The sequence below is a fragment of the Flavobacterium johnsoniae UW101 genome, assembly GCF_000016645.1.
GTDB classification, from domain to species: Bacteria; Bacteroidota; Bacteroidia; order Flavobacteriales; family Flavobacteriaceae; genus Flavobacterium; species Flavobacterium johnsoniae.
The window spans coordinates 5,374,148-5,388,332 of record NC_009441.1 but is presented as its reverse complement, the minus strand read 5'-3'; the positions used below and the strand labels follow the sequence as shown (position 1 = coordinate 5,388,332).

14 protein-coding genes are annotated in these 14,185 nt (G+C 38.1%); 4 read left to right on the top strand and 10 right to left on the bottom strand.

The genetic code is table 11. The features are described 5' to 3' along the window. Positions 1-15 precede the first annotated feature (15 nt). The 9 genes from FJOH_RS23090 to FJOH_RS27095 form a co-directional block, all read right to left on the bottom strand. Entirely contained in the window at positions 16-234 is a 219-nt protein-coding gene (locus FJOH_RS23090) for a DUF4266 domain-containing protein (protein ID WP_019977004.1), read from the bottom strand. Then, the gene (locus FJOH_RS23085; RefSeq protein ID WP_012026434.1) at positions 231-1,160 is read right to left on the bottom strand and encodes an FAD:protein FMN transferase; all 930 of its coding nucleotides are present in this window, start codon (positions 1,158-1,160) and stop codon (positions 231-233) included. The genes FJOH_RS23090 and FJOH_RS23085 overlap by 4 nt, the downstream gene beginning before the upstream one ends. Further along, on the bottom strand, positions 1,157-1,597 hold the full coding sequence (locus FJOH_RS23080; RefSeq protein ID WP_012026433.1) for a thioredoxin family protein: 441 nt from the start codon (positions 1,595-1,597) through the stop codon (positions 1,157-1,159). Before FJOH_RS23080 ends, FJOH_RS23085 begins: the two co-directional genes overlap by 4 nt. A 70-nt stretch (positions 1,598-1,667) precedes the next feature. Continuing rightward, positions 1,668-3,638, bottom strand: a complete 1,971-nt coding sequence (locus FJOH_RS23075; RefSeq protein ID WP_012026432.1) for an LTA synthase family protein — start codon at positions 3,636-3,638, stop codon at positions 1,668-1,670. A gap of 13 nt (positions 3,639-3,651) precedes the next feature. Beyond that, on the bottom strand, positions 3,652-4,026 hold the full coding sequence (locus FJOH_RS23070) for a diacylglycerol kinase (protein WP_012026431.1): 375 nt from the start codon (positions 4,024-4,026) through the stop codon (positions 3,652-3,654). Continuing rightward, positions 4,016-5,191, bottom strand: a complete 1,176-nt coding sequence (locus FJOH_RS23065; RefSeq protein WP_012026430.1) for an efflux RND transporter periplasmic adaptor subunit — start codon at positions 5,189-5,191, stop codon at positions 4,016-4,018. The genes FJOH_RS23070 and FJOH_RS23065 overlap by 11 nt, the downstream gene beginning before the upstream one ends. Before the next feature lie 6 nt (positions 5,192-5,197). Further along, positions 5,198-9,538, bottom strand: coding sequence for a CusA/CzcA family heavy metal efflux RND transporter (locus tag FJOH_RS23060; RefSeq protein ID WP_012026429.1), 4,341 nt, complete (start codon positions 9,536-9,538; stop codon positions 5,198-5,200). 480 nt (positions 9,539-10,018) lie between these two features. Continuing rightward, positions 10,019-10,414 (bottom strand): hypothetical protein, encoded by a 396-nt coding sequence (locus tag FJOH_RS23055; protein ID WP_044048049.1) that lies wholly within the window; start codon positions 10,412-10,414, stop codon positions 10,019-10,021. Between the two features lie 108 nt (positions 10,415-10,522). Then, positions 10,523-10,699: a hypothetical protein gene (locus FJOH_RS27095; protein WP_159436640.1), complete on the bottom strand. Its 177-nt coding sequence runs from the start codon at positions 10,697-10,699 to the stop codon at positions 10,523-10,525. On the opposite strand from FJOH_RS27095, the gene FJOH_RS23050 reads away from it, so the two are divergent. Beyond that, positions 10,685-11,233: an IS3 family transposase gene (locus FJOH_RS23050; protein ID WP_159436641.1), complete on the top strand. Its 549-nt coding sequence runs from the start codon at positions 10,685-10,687 to the stop codon at positions 11,231-11,233. The genes FJOH_RS27095 and FJOH_RS23050 overlap by 15 nt on opposite strands. 426 nt (positions 11,234-11,659) lie before the next feature. Here FJOH_RS23050 and FJOH_RS23045 read toward each other — a convergent pair whose 3' ends face one another. Continuing rightward, complete coding sequence (locus FJOH_RS23045) at positions 11,660-12,565, bottom strand: S66 peptidase family protein (RefSeq protein ID WP_012026428.1); 906 nt, start codon at positions 12,563-12,565, stop codon at positions 11,660-11,662. A 284-nt stretch (positions 12,566-12,849) separates the two neighbouring features. Between FJOH_RS23045 and FJOH_RS27300 the strand changes: the two genes are divergently transcribed. From FJOH_RS27300 to FJOH_RS23035, 3 genes are all read left to right on the top strand, one after another. Then, on the top strand, positions 12,850-13,023 hold the full coding sequence (locus tag FJOH_RS27300) for a response regulator (RefSeq protein WP_235023046.1): 174 nt from the start codon (positions 12,850-12,852) through the stop codon (positions 13,021-13,023). Between the two features lie 27 nt (positions 13,024-13,050). Beyond that, positions 13,051-13,305, top strand: coding sequence for a LytR/AlgR family response regulator transcription factor (locus FJOH_RS27295; protein WP_012026427.1), 255 nt, complete (start codon positions 13,051-13,053; stop codon positions 13,303-13,305). Between the two features lie 235 nt (positions 13,306-13,540). Further along, the gene (locus FJOH_RS23035) at positions 13,541-14,137 is read left to right on the top strand and encodes a class I SAM-dependent methyltransferase (protein WP_012026426.1); all 597 of its coding nucleotides are present in this window, start codon (positions 13,541-13,543) and stop codon (positions 14,135-14,137) included. Positions 14,138-14,185 lie beyond the last annotated feature (48 nt).

Here is a 14,185-nt window from a genome sequence, read left to right as displayed (position 1 = left end):
ACTGTTTCACTGATTTTAATTACATCCACAACCCCCGCCACTTTTTCCGGCATTGGCTCCGGAGGCTCCTTCACGGTAAGATTGAAAGTTAAGTTCAGTTTTTTCTATGGTACGGTTGCTCAATACCATTTCGGCATCGTTGAGTTTGTTTTTCTGATATTCTTTCACTGTGGTGCAGGAACCAAGCGATAATGTACCGATAGCACTTAGCAGGATTATTTTATTTGTTTTCATATTAAATTGATATTTTTTGAAGTGAATATTTTGTTTTTGTCATCTATGATGATGCATTCTATCTGATGGATTTGGTTTATCATTTCCAATCCTGCCTTAACACCCATGATACTGATAGGGGTAGCCATAGCATCTGCGATTTCTGCATTGGGGCAAATAACTGTTACACTTTTTATCCCGGTAATTGGCATTCCTGTTTTCGGATTGATGGTGTGCGAGTATTTTTTACCGCCAACCTTCACATATTTTTCATAGTTTCCCGAGGTGGCAATGGCAGTGTCCGTAAGGTTCAAATAAGAAAATGGCAGCCGGGCTTGGTCCGGGTTGGCAATGCCTATTGTCCAGGGTTTACCATCGGCCTGTGTACCCCATACTGTTAAGTCTCCTGAAGCATTGATGATACCTGAACCTACACCTTGTTTTTGCAAAACATTCTTGGCCATTTCTGCGGCATAGCCTTTTCCTATTCCACCGAAACCAATACGCATCCCTTTTTCTTTGAGATAGACGGTACTGTTCTCCCTGTTCAGGATTACATTTTGATAATTAATGAGATAAACCAGTTTTTTTGCCGTTTCGGCATCGGGCAGTCTGGTCATTGACCTATCAAAATTCCACAGACTTTTATCCACACCTCCGTAAGTGATGTCAAAAAAACCATTGGTAATACGGCTGATGCGGAGGCTTCTTTCTATCAGGTTAAAAACTTCTTCATCTACTTTTACCGCCTGTATTCCGGCATTGTTATTAATCAGGTTGGTCTGACTGTCCGTTTTAAAAGTGGTAAACAATTGCTCAATCCGTTTAATCTCCCCAATGGCGGAATCAATTTGTTGATAGGCTAAAACCTCATCTGCTCCCACTACCGTGATTTCAAAGGCATTGCCCATCAGCTTTTCGGTTTTGCGAAATTCCTTTGCTGTCATTTTTTTACTTTTTTGTATAGGGTTATGATTTCGTTTGTAAACCCATCAACACCTTCTTTCGGGAGGCCTTCCCAGGTTTTTATTATTTTTCCATCCGCATCCAGTAAAAGGGTAAAAGGGAAAGCGCCGCCGGGATTATATTTATCTGCCAAAGCTTCATTTTCCTTTATGGTTTGAGATAAGGGCTGGTTTTTCTTTTTTCTCGGAAAATCCGCATTTACATACACCAAAAGGCTGTCGGCCATTTGTTTGTAGGTTCCGTTTTCAAAAATGGTTTTGTGCATTTTGATGCAGGGTACACACCAATCTGAACCCGAAAAATTCAATAGAATCAATCGGTGCTGTTCTTTGGCTTGTTGTTTTGCGTTTTCTATCGCGGTCTGCCCAAATGCGTGGGACATCACCATCACATGGAGAATTAAGAGTATTTTTTTCATTGTTTTTAATTTTTATAAATGTTTTTTAACGATACTATTAGCGCTGAATTTTGCCGATAAAATATGCTGTCTAATGCTGCTTTTCTTTCATTCGTCCTTTTTTAAATCGTTCACTGGCTGTTTGATAACAGGCTATCGTTTGAGTAATTAAAAAACGATTGCTGGTATCTTTAACCTCTGACATGGTTTTACTCCGTTCATTCCAACGGAATTGTGTTACTCTTTTTTTATCATTCAGTTGTGTAAAAATGTTTCCTTTCAATAATCCAAGTGTTCTGTAGTTCCCAATAAATGCTCTTTCATCGCCAATTTTGGTTTGATTAATATCTTTGCCATAAAATGAAGACTGGTAATTCCAGTTTAAATATCCAAAAAGCGTTGGCATGAGGTCGATTTGAGAAACCAACCGGTCTATTTGTGTATTCTGATGATTCAGATTATAGATTATAGCCGGAATACGGTGCTTTTCAATGTTAATCTCCCATTTTCCGGCACTGCTTGCGCAATGGTCAGCTACAATTACGAAAACCGTATTTTTAAACCACGGTTTTGTTTTTGCCTGATTGATGAATTTGCCAAGTGCATAATCAGTATATTTTACAGCTCCGTCTCTATTTCCTTGTGGTAAATCTATTTTTCCGTTGGGGAAGGTGTAAGGTTTGTGGTTGGAAGAGGTCATTATAAACTGGAAAAACGGTTTATTCTGCTGAAACTCTGAATCGGCATTTTTGATGGATTGTTTGTAAATGTCCTCATCGCAAATACCCCAGGCATTTTCAAAGCTGACTTCGTTATCCTGAATAGGAAAACGCTGTGTATCAATATTATCAGATAGCGGATTCCCCCTGTCCCGATCAATAATATCAAAACCTTGTCCTCCGAAAAAAGTATTCATATTATCAAAATAACCATCTCCGCCATAAATGAAATTTAGCTGATACCCTTTTTCTTTTAACACCGTACCGATAGAAAAAATGTTTTTATTATTTGGTCTTCTTACAATACTGTTTCCGGGTGTTGGCGGAACGGACAGTGTTAAGGCTTCCATTCCTCGAACGGTACGTGTTCCGGTTGCATACATATTTTTAAAAAATATGCTTTCATTTGCCAATGAATCATAATTTGGCGTGATATTTTTTTTATTACCAAAAGCAGACAGGAATTCAGCACTAAAACTTTCTATGGTAACCAAAATAATATTCGGATATTGAACCGGTTGCCAGTTCCCATTGGTAATTCTCGAAATGGCGTCAAAATCCGTTGAAACATATCCTTGGTTTTCTTGCACCAATTCTTTTTTTAGAATAGTGTATGCGGAGTGTTGTGGCAGGGTCAGATAAAAAGTATCATAATCTAATTCATTAGACCTGAATGCAGCAAAAAAGGAAAAAATACCATTTTTGCTAAGCTCATTTACAGTTGTGTTTTTACTGAACTCCGCATTTTTATTGGTCAGGAAAACCCCCAAAAGGACGGTCGTTGCCAATAAGGCTGATGATGCCACCAACCTTTTTTTAAAAGGCATTTTATAAGTGAAAACAGCCTGGAAAATTTTCTTTTTATTTAGTAAAAATAAGGTTAATACTACTAACAAAAGCAATCCCCCAATCAATAACGGCAAAGGATAGGATTCTTTAATATTTTCTATAACTTCATACGTATAAATGAGATAATCTACTGCAATAAAATTAAATCGTGACCCAAATTCATCCCAAAACGGGAACTCTGCAATAGAACTGAAATAGGTAATAAACAGCGTTACGATCAGTATGAAAAAAGTAAGGATTTTATCCGCTATCGAACCAATAAAACGGGTAGGGAAAAACAGCAGATAAACATTATAGAAAGTGATAATAAATAAAGCAACCGTGATATCGTAACATAAGCCTATTGCGAATGTGCATAGCATATTATATACATGTCCGTCAAGATTATGAAAAGAAATAATGCTAAGTGTAAGCCTTATCAAAAAAGACGTAATAATGTAAATAATTATTGTTGAAAGCAGCAATCCATATCTGCTTAAAAATATTTTTTTCATAATTGAATTAGAATTAACCATGGAACAAATAGGGATAATAGATAATAGAAGCACACACTATGGAAACCAGTACCATGAAGGCTGAAGCTCCCGCAGAGATGTCTTTGATAAAACCTATTTTCGGGTGATAATCAGGATGGATGAAATCGCATAATTTTTCTACCGCTGTATTTAACGCCTCCACCGCTAGAATCGCTCCGATAGCAGCTAATTGAAACATCCATTCATAACGGTTGATACCAAAATAAAATCCTATCACAATGAAAACGGAGCAAAGAAAAAATTGAGCCTTCGCAGCATCTTCGGTTGTGAGTAAATACCAAGCTCCTTTTAATGTAAAAACCAAGCTTTTTGCTCTGCCCACTAAAAAATTGTCTTTACTCTTCATCTTCCGTATTTTTTAGTTTCATTAAGAGCGTATAGGCATTTTTGGAAACGATGTTTTTATCTGTAAAATCTGCATCATTTACAATCTGGACAAAGCCGTTTTCTTTCCCGCCTACAGTTATGGGCAGCATTTTATAGGTTTGTCTGGCGGTTTGCACAAACACATAATCCTTTCCCTCAAAATTCACGATGCTTTCTTCCGGAACGGCATGAGCGAACGAGATTTTGGTTTCTATTTCGGCATTCATGTACATGCCCGGCAACAGGCTTTTGTTATAGGGGTCAAAATGACAATGCACTTCCGAAATACCATCGCTGCTGATGTCTTTGCTGATAAGGATGATTTCCCCTTCGTATTTTTTGCCGGGTTCTGCATTGGAATAGGCCATTAGTTTTTGCCCGATTTTTAGTTTATCTATGTCGTTTTCATAAACTTTCAAATTGAGGTGCAAATCGTTGGGATTGACTAATTCAAATAATATGTCTGAAGGATTTACATATTTCCCGATGTTCACATTTACCTTGCTTACAAAGCCATTGATCGTGCTGTAAACCGGAATGGTTTTAGTGATTTTATTCGCATTCAGGCTATTGGGATTGATGTTGACAAGGCGTAATTGCTGTGCCAGGGCATTCATCATAATCTGCTGGTTACTCACTTCTGCCTGTGCCGTCTGCATTACCTTATCGCTGCTGGCCTGGCTTTGGTTGAGGTCTTTTTGTCGCTGGTAATCCAGCTGCGCAAAGTGCAGTTTTGATTTGGCCTGCAAATAGTCCTGTTGCAGTTTTATATACTGCGGGTCTTCCATCACGGCAATAGTTTCCCCTTTGCGCACATACATTCCGGGCAGTAAGCGGGTGCTCTTCAAAAAACCGCCCAAAGGCACACTTACCGAAATCAGGTTTTGCGGCGGCACGTCAATTTTTCCGTTTAATTTTAAAACAGCAGCAATATTTTTTTCTGAAAGGCGTACCGTTTCAACAGCCGCATTTTTTAATTGGGCATCCGTTAATACTACGGTATTGCTTTCATTTACAACAGTTTGTTTAACATCTTCTTTAGGCTTGTTTTGGCATTGAACCAGCAACAATATTCCCAGAACGGGGAGCAGTATTTTCAGCTTGCCCCGGTTTTTATTTTTTATATCGAATGAATACATTGTCATAAGAATTTAATTGAGATAATTGATTTGTATAATAGTATCGTTCAGCATTTTGACAGCATCAGCGTAATTACTTTGAATACTGATGGCTTGATTTATGAGCATTACAAAGTCCAGGTAATTGATTTCCCCGTTGGTGAACTGCTTTTGTATTGTTTCGGTAACGACTGCCGCATTTTTTAGCCCTTCACTTTCATAATAGTTTACAATTTCCAAATTGCGCTGATAGTTTTCCGAGAGTTGTTTATACCGGTTCTGCAAATAAGCACTTGTAGCCTGCAATTGGTTTTCGGTAATACTTTCCGTGATTTTGGAAGCATTGATTCTCGCTCTTTGCGACTGCGAAAAAACAGGAATGGAAAAACCAACCTGTACAGAATGGAATTGAGGGGAAGCGTTGTATAACTTATCATCGGCTCCGGTTCCCTTGAAACTGTTGAGATTGTAACCAATCATCAAACCGGGCAGCAACTTGGATTTTTCTACTTTGGTTTGGCTCGCTGCAATATTTTTCTGCTGTTCCAAAACCTGTATAACAGGATTTTTGCTGGTTTCATCCACCTGTAGCGGAATTATTTTTTCAGGGGATTCCACTTTATAGACCGTATCCGAATTTAACAACCATTGCCACTGCAACTTCGCTGTTTCTAATTCTCGCTGCACCTGTTTCAACTGGATATTGATAGCAGCCTTTTGATTCTGTGCAGTGATTTTTTCCAAAATATTGCTTTCTCCTTTTTGCAGGCGCAACAAGGATTTGGCATAAAAATCAGCGTATAAGGAATCTGCTTTTAGTAGCAGCCTTTCCTTTTCCTGCCAGAACAGGATGGCATAAAAAGTTTGGGTAACGGCTTTTTTTAATTCAAATTCTTTCAACGAAACATTCAGCAAACTGTATTTCCATTCCTGTGTAAACAATTCTTTCTGCCTTTTATAAACCGTTGGAAATGCGATATTCTGTGAAATTCCGAACTTGGTATCGTTGTATGCACTGTTGATCTGACCGTAATCAGCCGTGATACCGGTCTGCGGAATATCAGCCGAAGTTTTGATTATGGCCTTGGCATAATCTGCTTTTAGTTTTTCAGTTCTTAAATTTTGATTATTTTGAACAGCCAATGCAATAGCCCTGTCTAAAGTGATTTTTTCCTGTGCTTTAACAGAACCCATTCCCATTAAAGAAATCCCTGAAACGATCAATAATGTGATTGCTTTTTTCTTGAATGGATTCATTGTAAAACCTTTTTCAAATGCGATGAACAATAAAGGAAGAACGAATAATGTGAGTAAAGTAGCCCCCATCAGTCCACCAATAACTACTGTTGCCAGCGGACGTTGTACCTCTGCACCTGCACCATTGCTCAGCGCCATTGGAATAAAACCCAATGAAGCCACAAATGCGGTCATCAGCACGGGGCGCAAACGGGATTCTGTTCCGTCTACCACGATGCGGACAATGTTTTTGATTCCTGATTTTTTTAAACGGTTGAATTCGGCGACCAAAACAATTCCATTTAAAACAGCCACGCCGAACAGTGCAATGAAACCTATACCGGCACTTATGCTAAAAGGCATTCCCCGAAGCGCTAAAAAGAAAATTCCGCCAATGGTGGATAATGGGATTGCGGTATAAATCAATAAACTTTCCTTCACCGATTTAAAAGCAAAAAATAAGAGAATGAATATCAAAGCCAATGAGATAGGCACCGCAACCATCAAACGGCTTTTTGCCTGGTTCAGATTCTCGAACGAACCGCCATAAGTAATAGAATACCCGGCCGGAAGCTTGATTTGCGCATTCACTTTGGCTTGCAATTCCTGAACAATACTTTGCACATCCCGGCCTTTTATGTTGAAGCCGACAATAATCCTGCGTTGTGTATTCTCCCGCTGAATTTGATTGGGACCATCTTTGATCTGCACTTCTGCCAACTGTGAAAGTGGAATCTGATTGCCAGAAGGTATAGGAATCAATAAATTCTGTACGTCTTCCAGATTCTTCCGCACGTCGGCATTTAGTTTTACAACCATATCAAAACGTTTTTCGCCTTCGAAAACCAAACCGGTGCTTTGTCCGGCAAATGCTGTATTGACCACCTTGTTGATGCCGGCTACAGACAAATGGTATTGGGCAATCATTGGGCGGTTATAGGTAATAATAACCTGAGGCATTCCGGTTATAGGTTCTACATAAAGGTTTTGTACGCCATCAACCGTATTGATTATTTTGCCTAATTTGTCAGCCGTCGCTGCCAGGGAATCCAAATCATCCCCAAAAATTTTCAGTACCACATCCTGTCTTGCACCCGTCATCAGTTCATTGAACCGCATATTTACTGGATATTGAAAACCTGCGGTAATTCCCGGTACATCTTCCAAGGCCTTGCTCATTTTCTCGGATAGTTCCGGAAAAGTTTTGGCAGATGTCCATTCGCTTTTGTCTTTCAGAATCACCATCATATCGCTGGCGTCCATCGGCATCGGGTCTGTGGGTACCTCGCCGCTACCTATTTTGGTTACTACTTTTATCACTTCAGGAAAGCGTGTTTTTAGGATGTGAGCAGCCTTTTGGGTACTTGCAATGGTCGTATTAAGGTTACTTCCCGTTAAGACCCTGGTATCCACTGCAAAATCGCCTTCTTCCAAAGAGGGGATAAACTCGCCTCCCAATCTCGACATCACGAAAATGGCCACAATAAATAAAACCGAAACAACAGCAATAATGCGTTTGGGGATGCGGATGGCTTTTAACAAAAATTTTTGGTAGAAGGCTTCTACACGACGCATAACCCTGTCTGAAAGATTGTGTTTATGGCTGATTTTCCTGCTCAGTACCCAGGAACTCATCATTGGGATATAGGTAAGCGATAATAAAAATGCGCCCAATAAAGCAAAGGCTACGGTCTGTGCCATCGGTCGGAACATTTTGCCTTCTATACCTTGCAAACTTAGGATGGGAAGGTAAACGATCAGAATGATGATCTGCCCGAATACAGCACTGTTCATCATTTTTCCCGCAGAACCAATTACCGTATTATTCATTTCCTTTTTGGATAAATTGGTCATTTGCTGAAATCTGGCGTTATGCGACAGTTGGTGCATCACCGATTCCACAATGATGACTGCACCGTCTATAATCAGTCCGAAATCCAAGGCTCCAAGGCTCATCAGGTTGCCGCTTACCCCAAACAAATTCATCATACAGATGGCAAAAAGCATGGCCAGTGGAATAACCGAAGCAACCAACAATCCCGCCCTGAAATTCCCAAGGAACAAAACCAAAACGAGCACTACAATCAGTGCGCCTTCCATCAGGTTTTTTTCGACTGTACTGATGGCATTATTGACCATTTTGGTACGATCCAGGAAAGGCTCAACAACTACGCCTTCGGGTAGGGTTTTCTGTATTTGCGCTACTTTAGCTTTTACATTCTTGATGACTTCGCTGCTGTTTGCACCTTTCAGCATCATCACTACGGCACCCGAAACTTCGCCCTGATCGTTGTAAGTCATAGCCCCATAACGAGTGGCATAACCCATTTTCACGTTTGCCACATCACGGATAAACAAAGGTGTTTCGTTGTTTTTATTGGCAATGGAAATATTGCCGATATCTTCCAGGCTGCCTATCAGGCCTTCGCTGCGGACATATAAAACGGTAGGCCCTTTTTCGATATATGCACCACCGGTATTTTGATTGTTTTCTTCCAAAGCCAAAAAAATATCGTTGATGCTAATCCCGTAGGCATTGAGTTTGTCAGGGTTTACTGCAATTTCATATTGCTTGAGTTTGCCACCGAAACTACTCACTTCAGCAACCCCCTTTACGCTTAATAACTGCCTGCGCACAATCCAGTCCTGAATGGTACGCAGTTCGGCGATGTCATATTTTTGTTCGTAACCTTTTTTGGGACGGACTACATATTGATATATTTCGCCCAAGCCGGTAGAAATTGGTCCTAATGCCGGTGTGCCGATCCCCTGGGGGATTTGACTTTGCACTTGCTGCAAACGTTCAGCCACCTGTTGTCTTGCCCAATAAACATCTATATCATCATCAAAAACAATGGTAACGAGCGAGAGTCCAAAACGGGAAAAGCTGCGTATTTCTTTGGTGCCGGAAATGTTGCCCGTTGCTTGTTCTATGGGGAAGGTAACCAGGCGTTCTATATCCGTCGCACCAAAAGAAGGTGCTATCGTGATGACCTGTACCTGGTTATTGGTGATGTCGGGCACAGCATCAATTGGTAATTTTGTGGTTTGGTAGGTGCCAATTCCAATGAGCGCAATGACCAAAAGCCCTATGATGAGTTTATTCCTTACGGAAAACTCAATGATTTTAGTAAGCATAGTTTTACTTGTTAATCAAATTATTATTCAATACAATTACAAATAGATACAGCAGTATTTATCGTAAATAAAATAACAGGATTAACCAATTGACAATCACATTCTATGAAGCTCCGGTTTTATGGAGATAGAAATGAACAATAATGATATAACACTTTCATGTAGGAAATTAGTGCATAACAAAATCACACCTCAACAATTTTTCAGGCAGACTATACAGAATACCCTAAAAATTGAGTTGAAGATGAAATTCTATACAATCATGCCCTAAGAAAAGTCCATGCAATATGCAGATTATCACAAAAAACAATGTGGCAATGTTTTTTTAACTTTGGAGGGAATCGAAAAAGAAATAAAATATTTTTCCCCAAAGTATAACACAAACCTGCATTCAATAGAATGTGTTAATACTGCATAGCAAACCTTCCTTTATGCAAAGTGCAAAAAGAATTTACGAAAAGTCAATTGGTTAAAAAAGAATTAACAAGATCTTGGAGGCTGCCAAATAGAAGAAAGAAACTGGTTGGAGATAAACGCATCGTCAAAAGAAACTACCTTAGACGATTCTCGTATGTCAATTTTATGAATTGATTCAAAAAAAAGCGGTTGGGGATATACGAAGCAAAAGCTTAATACGTCTCCGTGCATAATGAAAGGTAGTTTTTGATCCTGATCATAGTCATCATCGTGAGGATGATTTTCAAGGTGGTTGCCTTCGTAGTGAAGTACCAGAAACTCCATGACGGAAATTTGAGGATTTTTTTCTTTATGCTCGAAATAATGCTCTACCAGCATAGGAAACTTCAACAACTGACCTAACTCTGTTGTTGAAATAAGATATGTAGATATAAAAAATATTGCGAGCACTTTTTTCATACTCACAAAGTTACTAAAAACTACATTTAATCCCACATTTCACCGTAATTTATACTGTATCCAGATAAACTGTTGCAGAATTTAGATATTCAGACACTTTTTTATTACTTACCGTGAAAGCAAATGCAGTAAGTTTGGATCATTCTTGATACGCTCCATTTCGCTTTCAATAATATTTACAATATCTATTTTTATCTGACGGTAATTGCTTTCGATTTCCTGTTTCATTTTATCCTCTCCCTGCTCACAGATTCTAATCATCGATATCCAGTGTGCAGTAATCATCTCAATAGAAATTTTACACCAAAATCACTTAATGAGGTTTGGGTGTCTGATATAACCTATATAAGAACAGCTGCCGGCTGGTTATATCTTACTACTATTATTGATTTATATGACAGGCAGGTTATAGGATGGTCATTAAGCACACGAATGTATACCGATCAAACGATTATTCCAGCTTGGAAAATGGCAGTATCAAAAAGAGAAATAACAGAATCTTTACTTTTTCATTCAGATAGAGGAATACAATATGCTTCGATAGAATTCAGAAAATTGATTAATAAAAATACTTTAATCACTCAAAGTATGAGTAGAAAAGCTAATTGTTGGGATAATGCTGTAGCTGAAAGTTTTTTCAAGACCCTTAAAGCAGAACTTATCTATCAGCATAAATTCACAACCATTGAAGAAGCTAAATTAGCAGTCTTTGAATATATAGAAGTATGGTATAATAGAAAACGTCTGCATTCTTCTTTGGGATATAAAACACCTAAAGAAATGGAACTAGAATTTTATAAAATAGAAAGTGTAGCATAGGTCTTAGAAAATTTGTCCGACTTTTTGTTGCAAGTCCATCAGATAAAACGACAATATTGACCGACTGATGAAATCTAAAATTTAGATTACTCCGCGCTGTGCGAAGCCTGTTCAACCGGAGCGGTTTTTTACTAAAAAAAATATTTTCCATTAAACAGTATCATTTCAGATTACTCTTAAATTCCTATTTGATTCACTTTCAGAATGAACCTGATAGTTATGATCAGGAATTGGATGGCTAAGAATTTTGATTTTGATGAGATTATCTGTCTCAATCAATATTTTACCTGATAGAAAACAAAATTGTTTGTTTTCTTCAAAGTAGTTAGTTCCAGTCTTTTTTTGTCTATTATCAGATATCACCGTTGGATAGTTTGATATTTAGTAGACCATCTGCGTCATTACAAATTACAGGTATGTTATTTCTTAATTTTTAAACGCAACCGTAACAGAATCACGATCTGGGGTAATTGCAACAGTTCTGCCCAAAATCAGAGCCTGATTGTCTGGCTGATGCCCGCAGGGAAAATCAAAATAGACAGGATAATCAAATTCCCGTACCGCCTCGAGCACTATTTCGTAATAGGTTTTGCCATAGGGCAGATCATCTTCTTTAATATTGGTCATGGCTCCTACCAAAATGGCCTTTAGATCTGCTAATTTATTGTTTCTTTTCAGTGCAGTCAGCGCTTTGTCTATATGATATAAATATTCGTCAAGATCTTCAAAAAACAATATTTTTCCAGCGGTATTTATATCCGAAACCGACCCGTTTAAAGCAAATAAAAGAGATAAATTTCCGCCTACCAAAATTCCTTCTACAGTATTTCCGCTAAATTTATTTTTGTTGCTTTTAGCCATCTTATATGCCAGCGATTCTCCAAACAAAGCAGATTTTATCGATGCCACAGATTCCGGAGTTGCTCTTGGCATACCTTGAAGCATAACAGCATGAATCGTTTCAATTTCCAATGCATGAATGTGGCTGTGTAGAACCGTAATGTCGCTATATCCCACGATCCATTTTGGGTTTTTCTTAAAATTGGTAAAATCGAGCTGGTCAATAATTTTTATAGTTCTATAACCTCCTCTGGTAAAAATGATGGCTTTTATGGTGTCGTCATCAAGCATTTTTTGCAGATCTTCAGCTCTTTCCTGATCGGTCCCTGCAAAATAGCCATAAACATTATACGCGTTTTTGCCAATAACAGGCTCCAAGTTCCAGCTTTTTAAAATTTTAAGGCCTTCTTCTATTTCTGGTGCGCTAACAGTTCTTGCCGGACTTAAAATTCCGACTTTATCTCCTGATTGCAGGTATGGTGGGGTAATCATTTTTGTTTTTTTGCTGCCGCTAAATTAATATTTTTTTAGTAGCAGAATGGGGAAATTGGTCAGTAAGGGAATGTTCGTACTGCATAATTTGACTTTTTATAGGTCAGTCAATTCCAATTCATCCAAAGTTCCTTCTACAGATTTTAGTTTTGCCAGTTTTGTCCGGTTATTTTTAATTTTATCATTTATTTGTGCGACATCTATTTTTGATATTTCAATTTTTTCACCATTAAGAATTAAGCTCAATACCTGAGTAATAGGTTAGTTAACCACTATTTCCAAATATGAACAAAATACGAACCTTAATTATTGAAGACGAGCCAGCAATAAGTAAAGAACTGCAGTGGTTAGTTTCGCAACAAGAATCTTTAAAATTAGCAGCAAAGACAGGCTCAGTAGCAGAGTCGTTGCAAATTATAAAAAATACAGAACTTGATTTGATTTTGATGGATATTTAGCTGACAGATGGTACGGCTTTCGATATATTGAATCAATTAGAGCAGGTTTCGTGTCCTATCATTTTTATTACAGCTTATAATCATTTTGCTATAAAAGCGATCAAGTATGGCGCATTGGATTATCTTCTAAAACCGGTTGACAGCGATGAATTTGCAGCAGCCATACAAAAAGTTAAGAAAGTCAAACAGACTGATTATCTAACCCAGATTGATGTTTTGAAAGCATACAGTGCTGAATTTCTGGGGACTTACTGTCGGCCGGCATTAATGGGGCTGCATTGAGCAGATCAAAGCGGCGCTGTTATAATTAAGCTGCGGCAGTCTTGATTTTGAGAATGCTTCTTCAAACAGATGCTTATTATTTGAATGTTTTTTTTTTTTTGATTTAAATCAAGTTTTAGAAAGATATTAATCAGTTAAATATATTCGAACTCTCTATACTTTTGCCATTTGTTAAATTATTCTATTTAGTAAGGAAAATTAAGCCAACTGCAGCAAATGCAAAAGTATTTATAAAATGATTTTTGAACATCTCAAGCAAAACAAATCTATTGATGATAATGAGTTTAACGAACTGTACCCTATTAGGATAAAGAAGCTGGCCCCCCGTCACTGGACCCCTGTAAAAATAGCCAGAAAAGCAGCTGATTTTTTAGTGGACAAACCTGATAAAAAAGTATTGGATATAGGCTCGGGGGCTGGAAAATTCTGCCTTGTGGGGGCAGCTTTAACGAATGGAATTTTTTATGGGGTGGAGCAAAGGAAATCGCTTATAAAATTATCGCGGAAAATAGCCAAAAAATATAAGATTGATAATGCAGAATTCATACACTCAAATATTATGGAGATATCTTTTTTGGATTATGAAGCTTTCTATTTTTTTAATTCATTTCAGGAAAATATAGATCTGACAGCCCGTATTGACAAATCAAGTGCTCCAAGTGGGGAACTATATCATCTATATACCGGTTATCTTAAAGACCAGCTGTATAAAACTCCCATTGGCACAAAACTGGTCACCTACTGGAGCAATTGCAGAGAGGTTCCAAAAAGTTTCTGCTTAGAAGCTATTTCGCACAGCGGGGTATTAATCTTCTGGAGAAAAACGGCTTAGATTGGAGCATTAAATATATAAACATTACTCAATAAAATTAATTAAAAT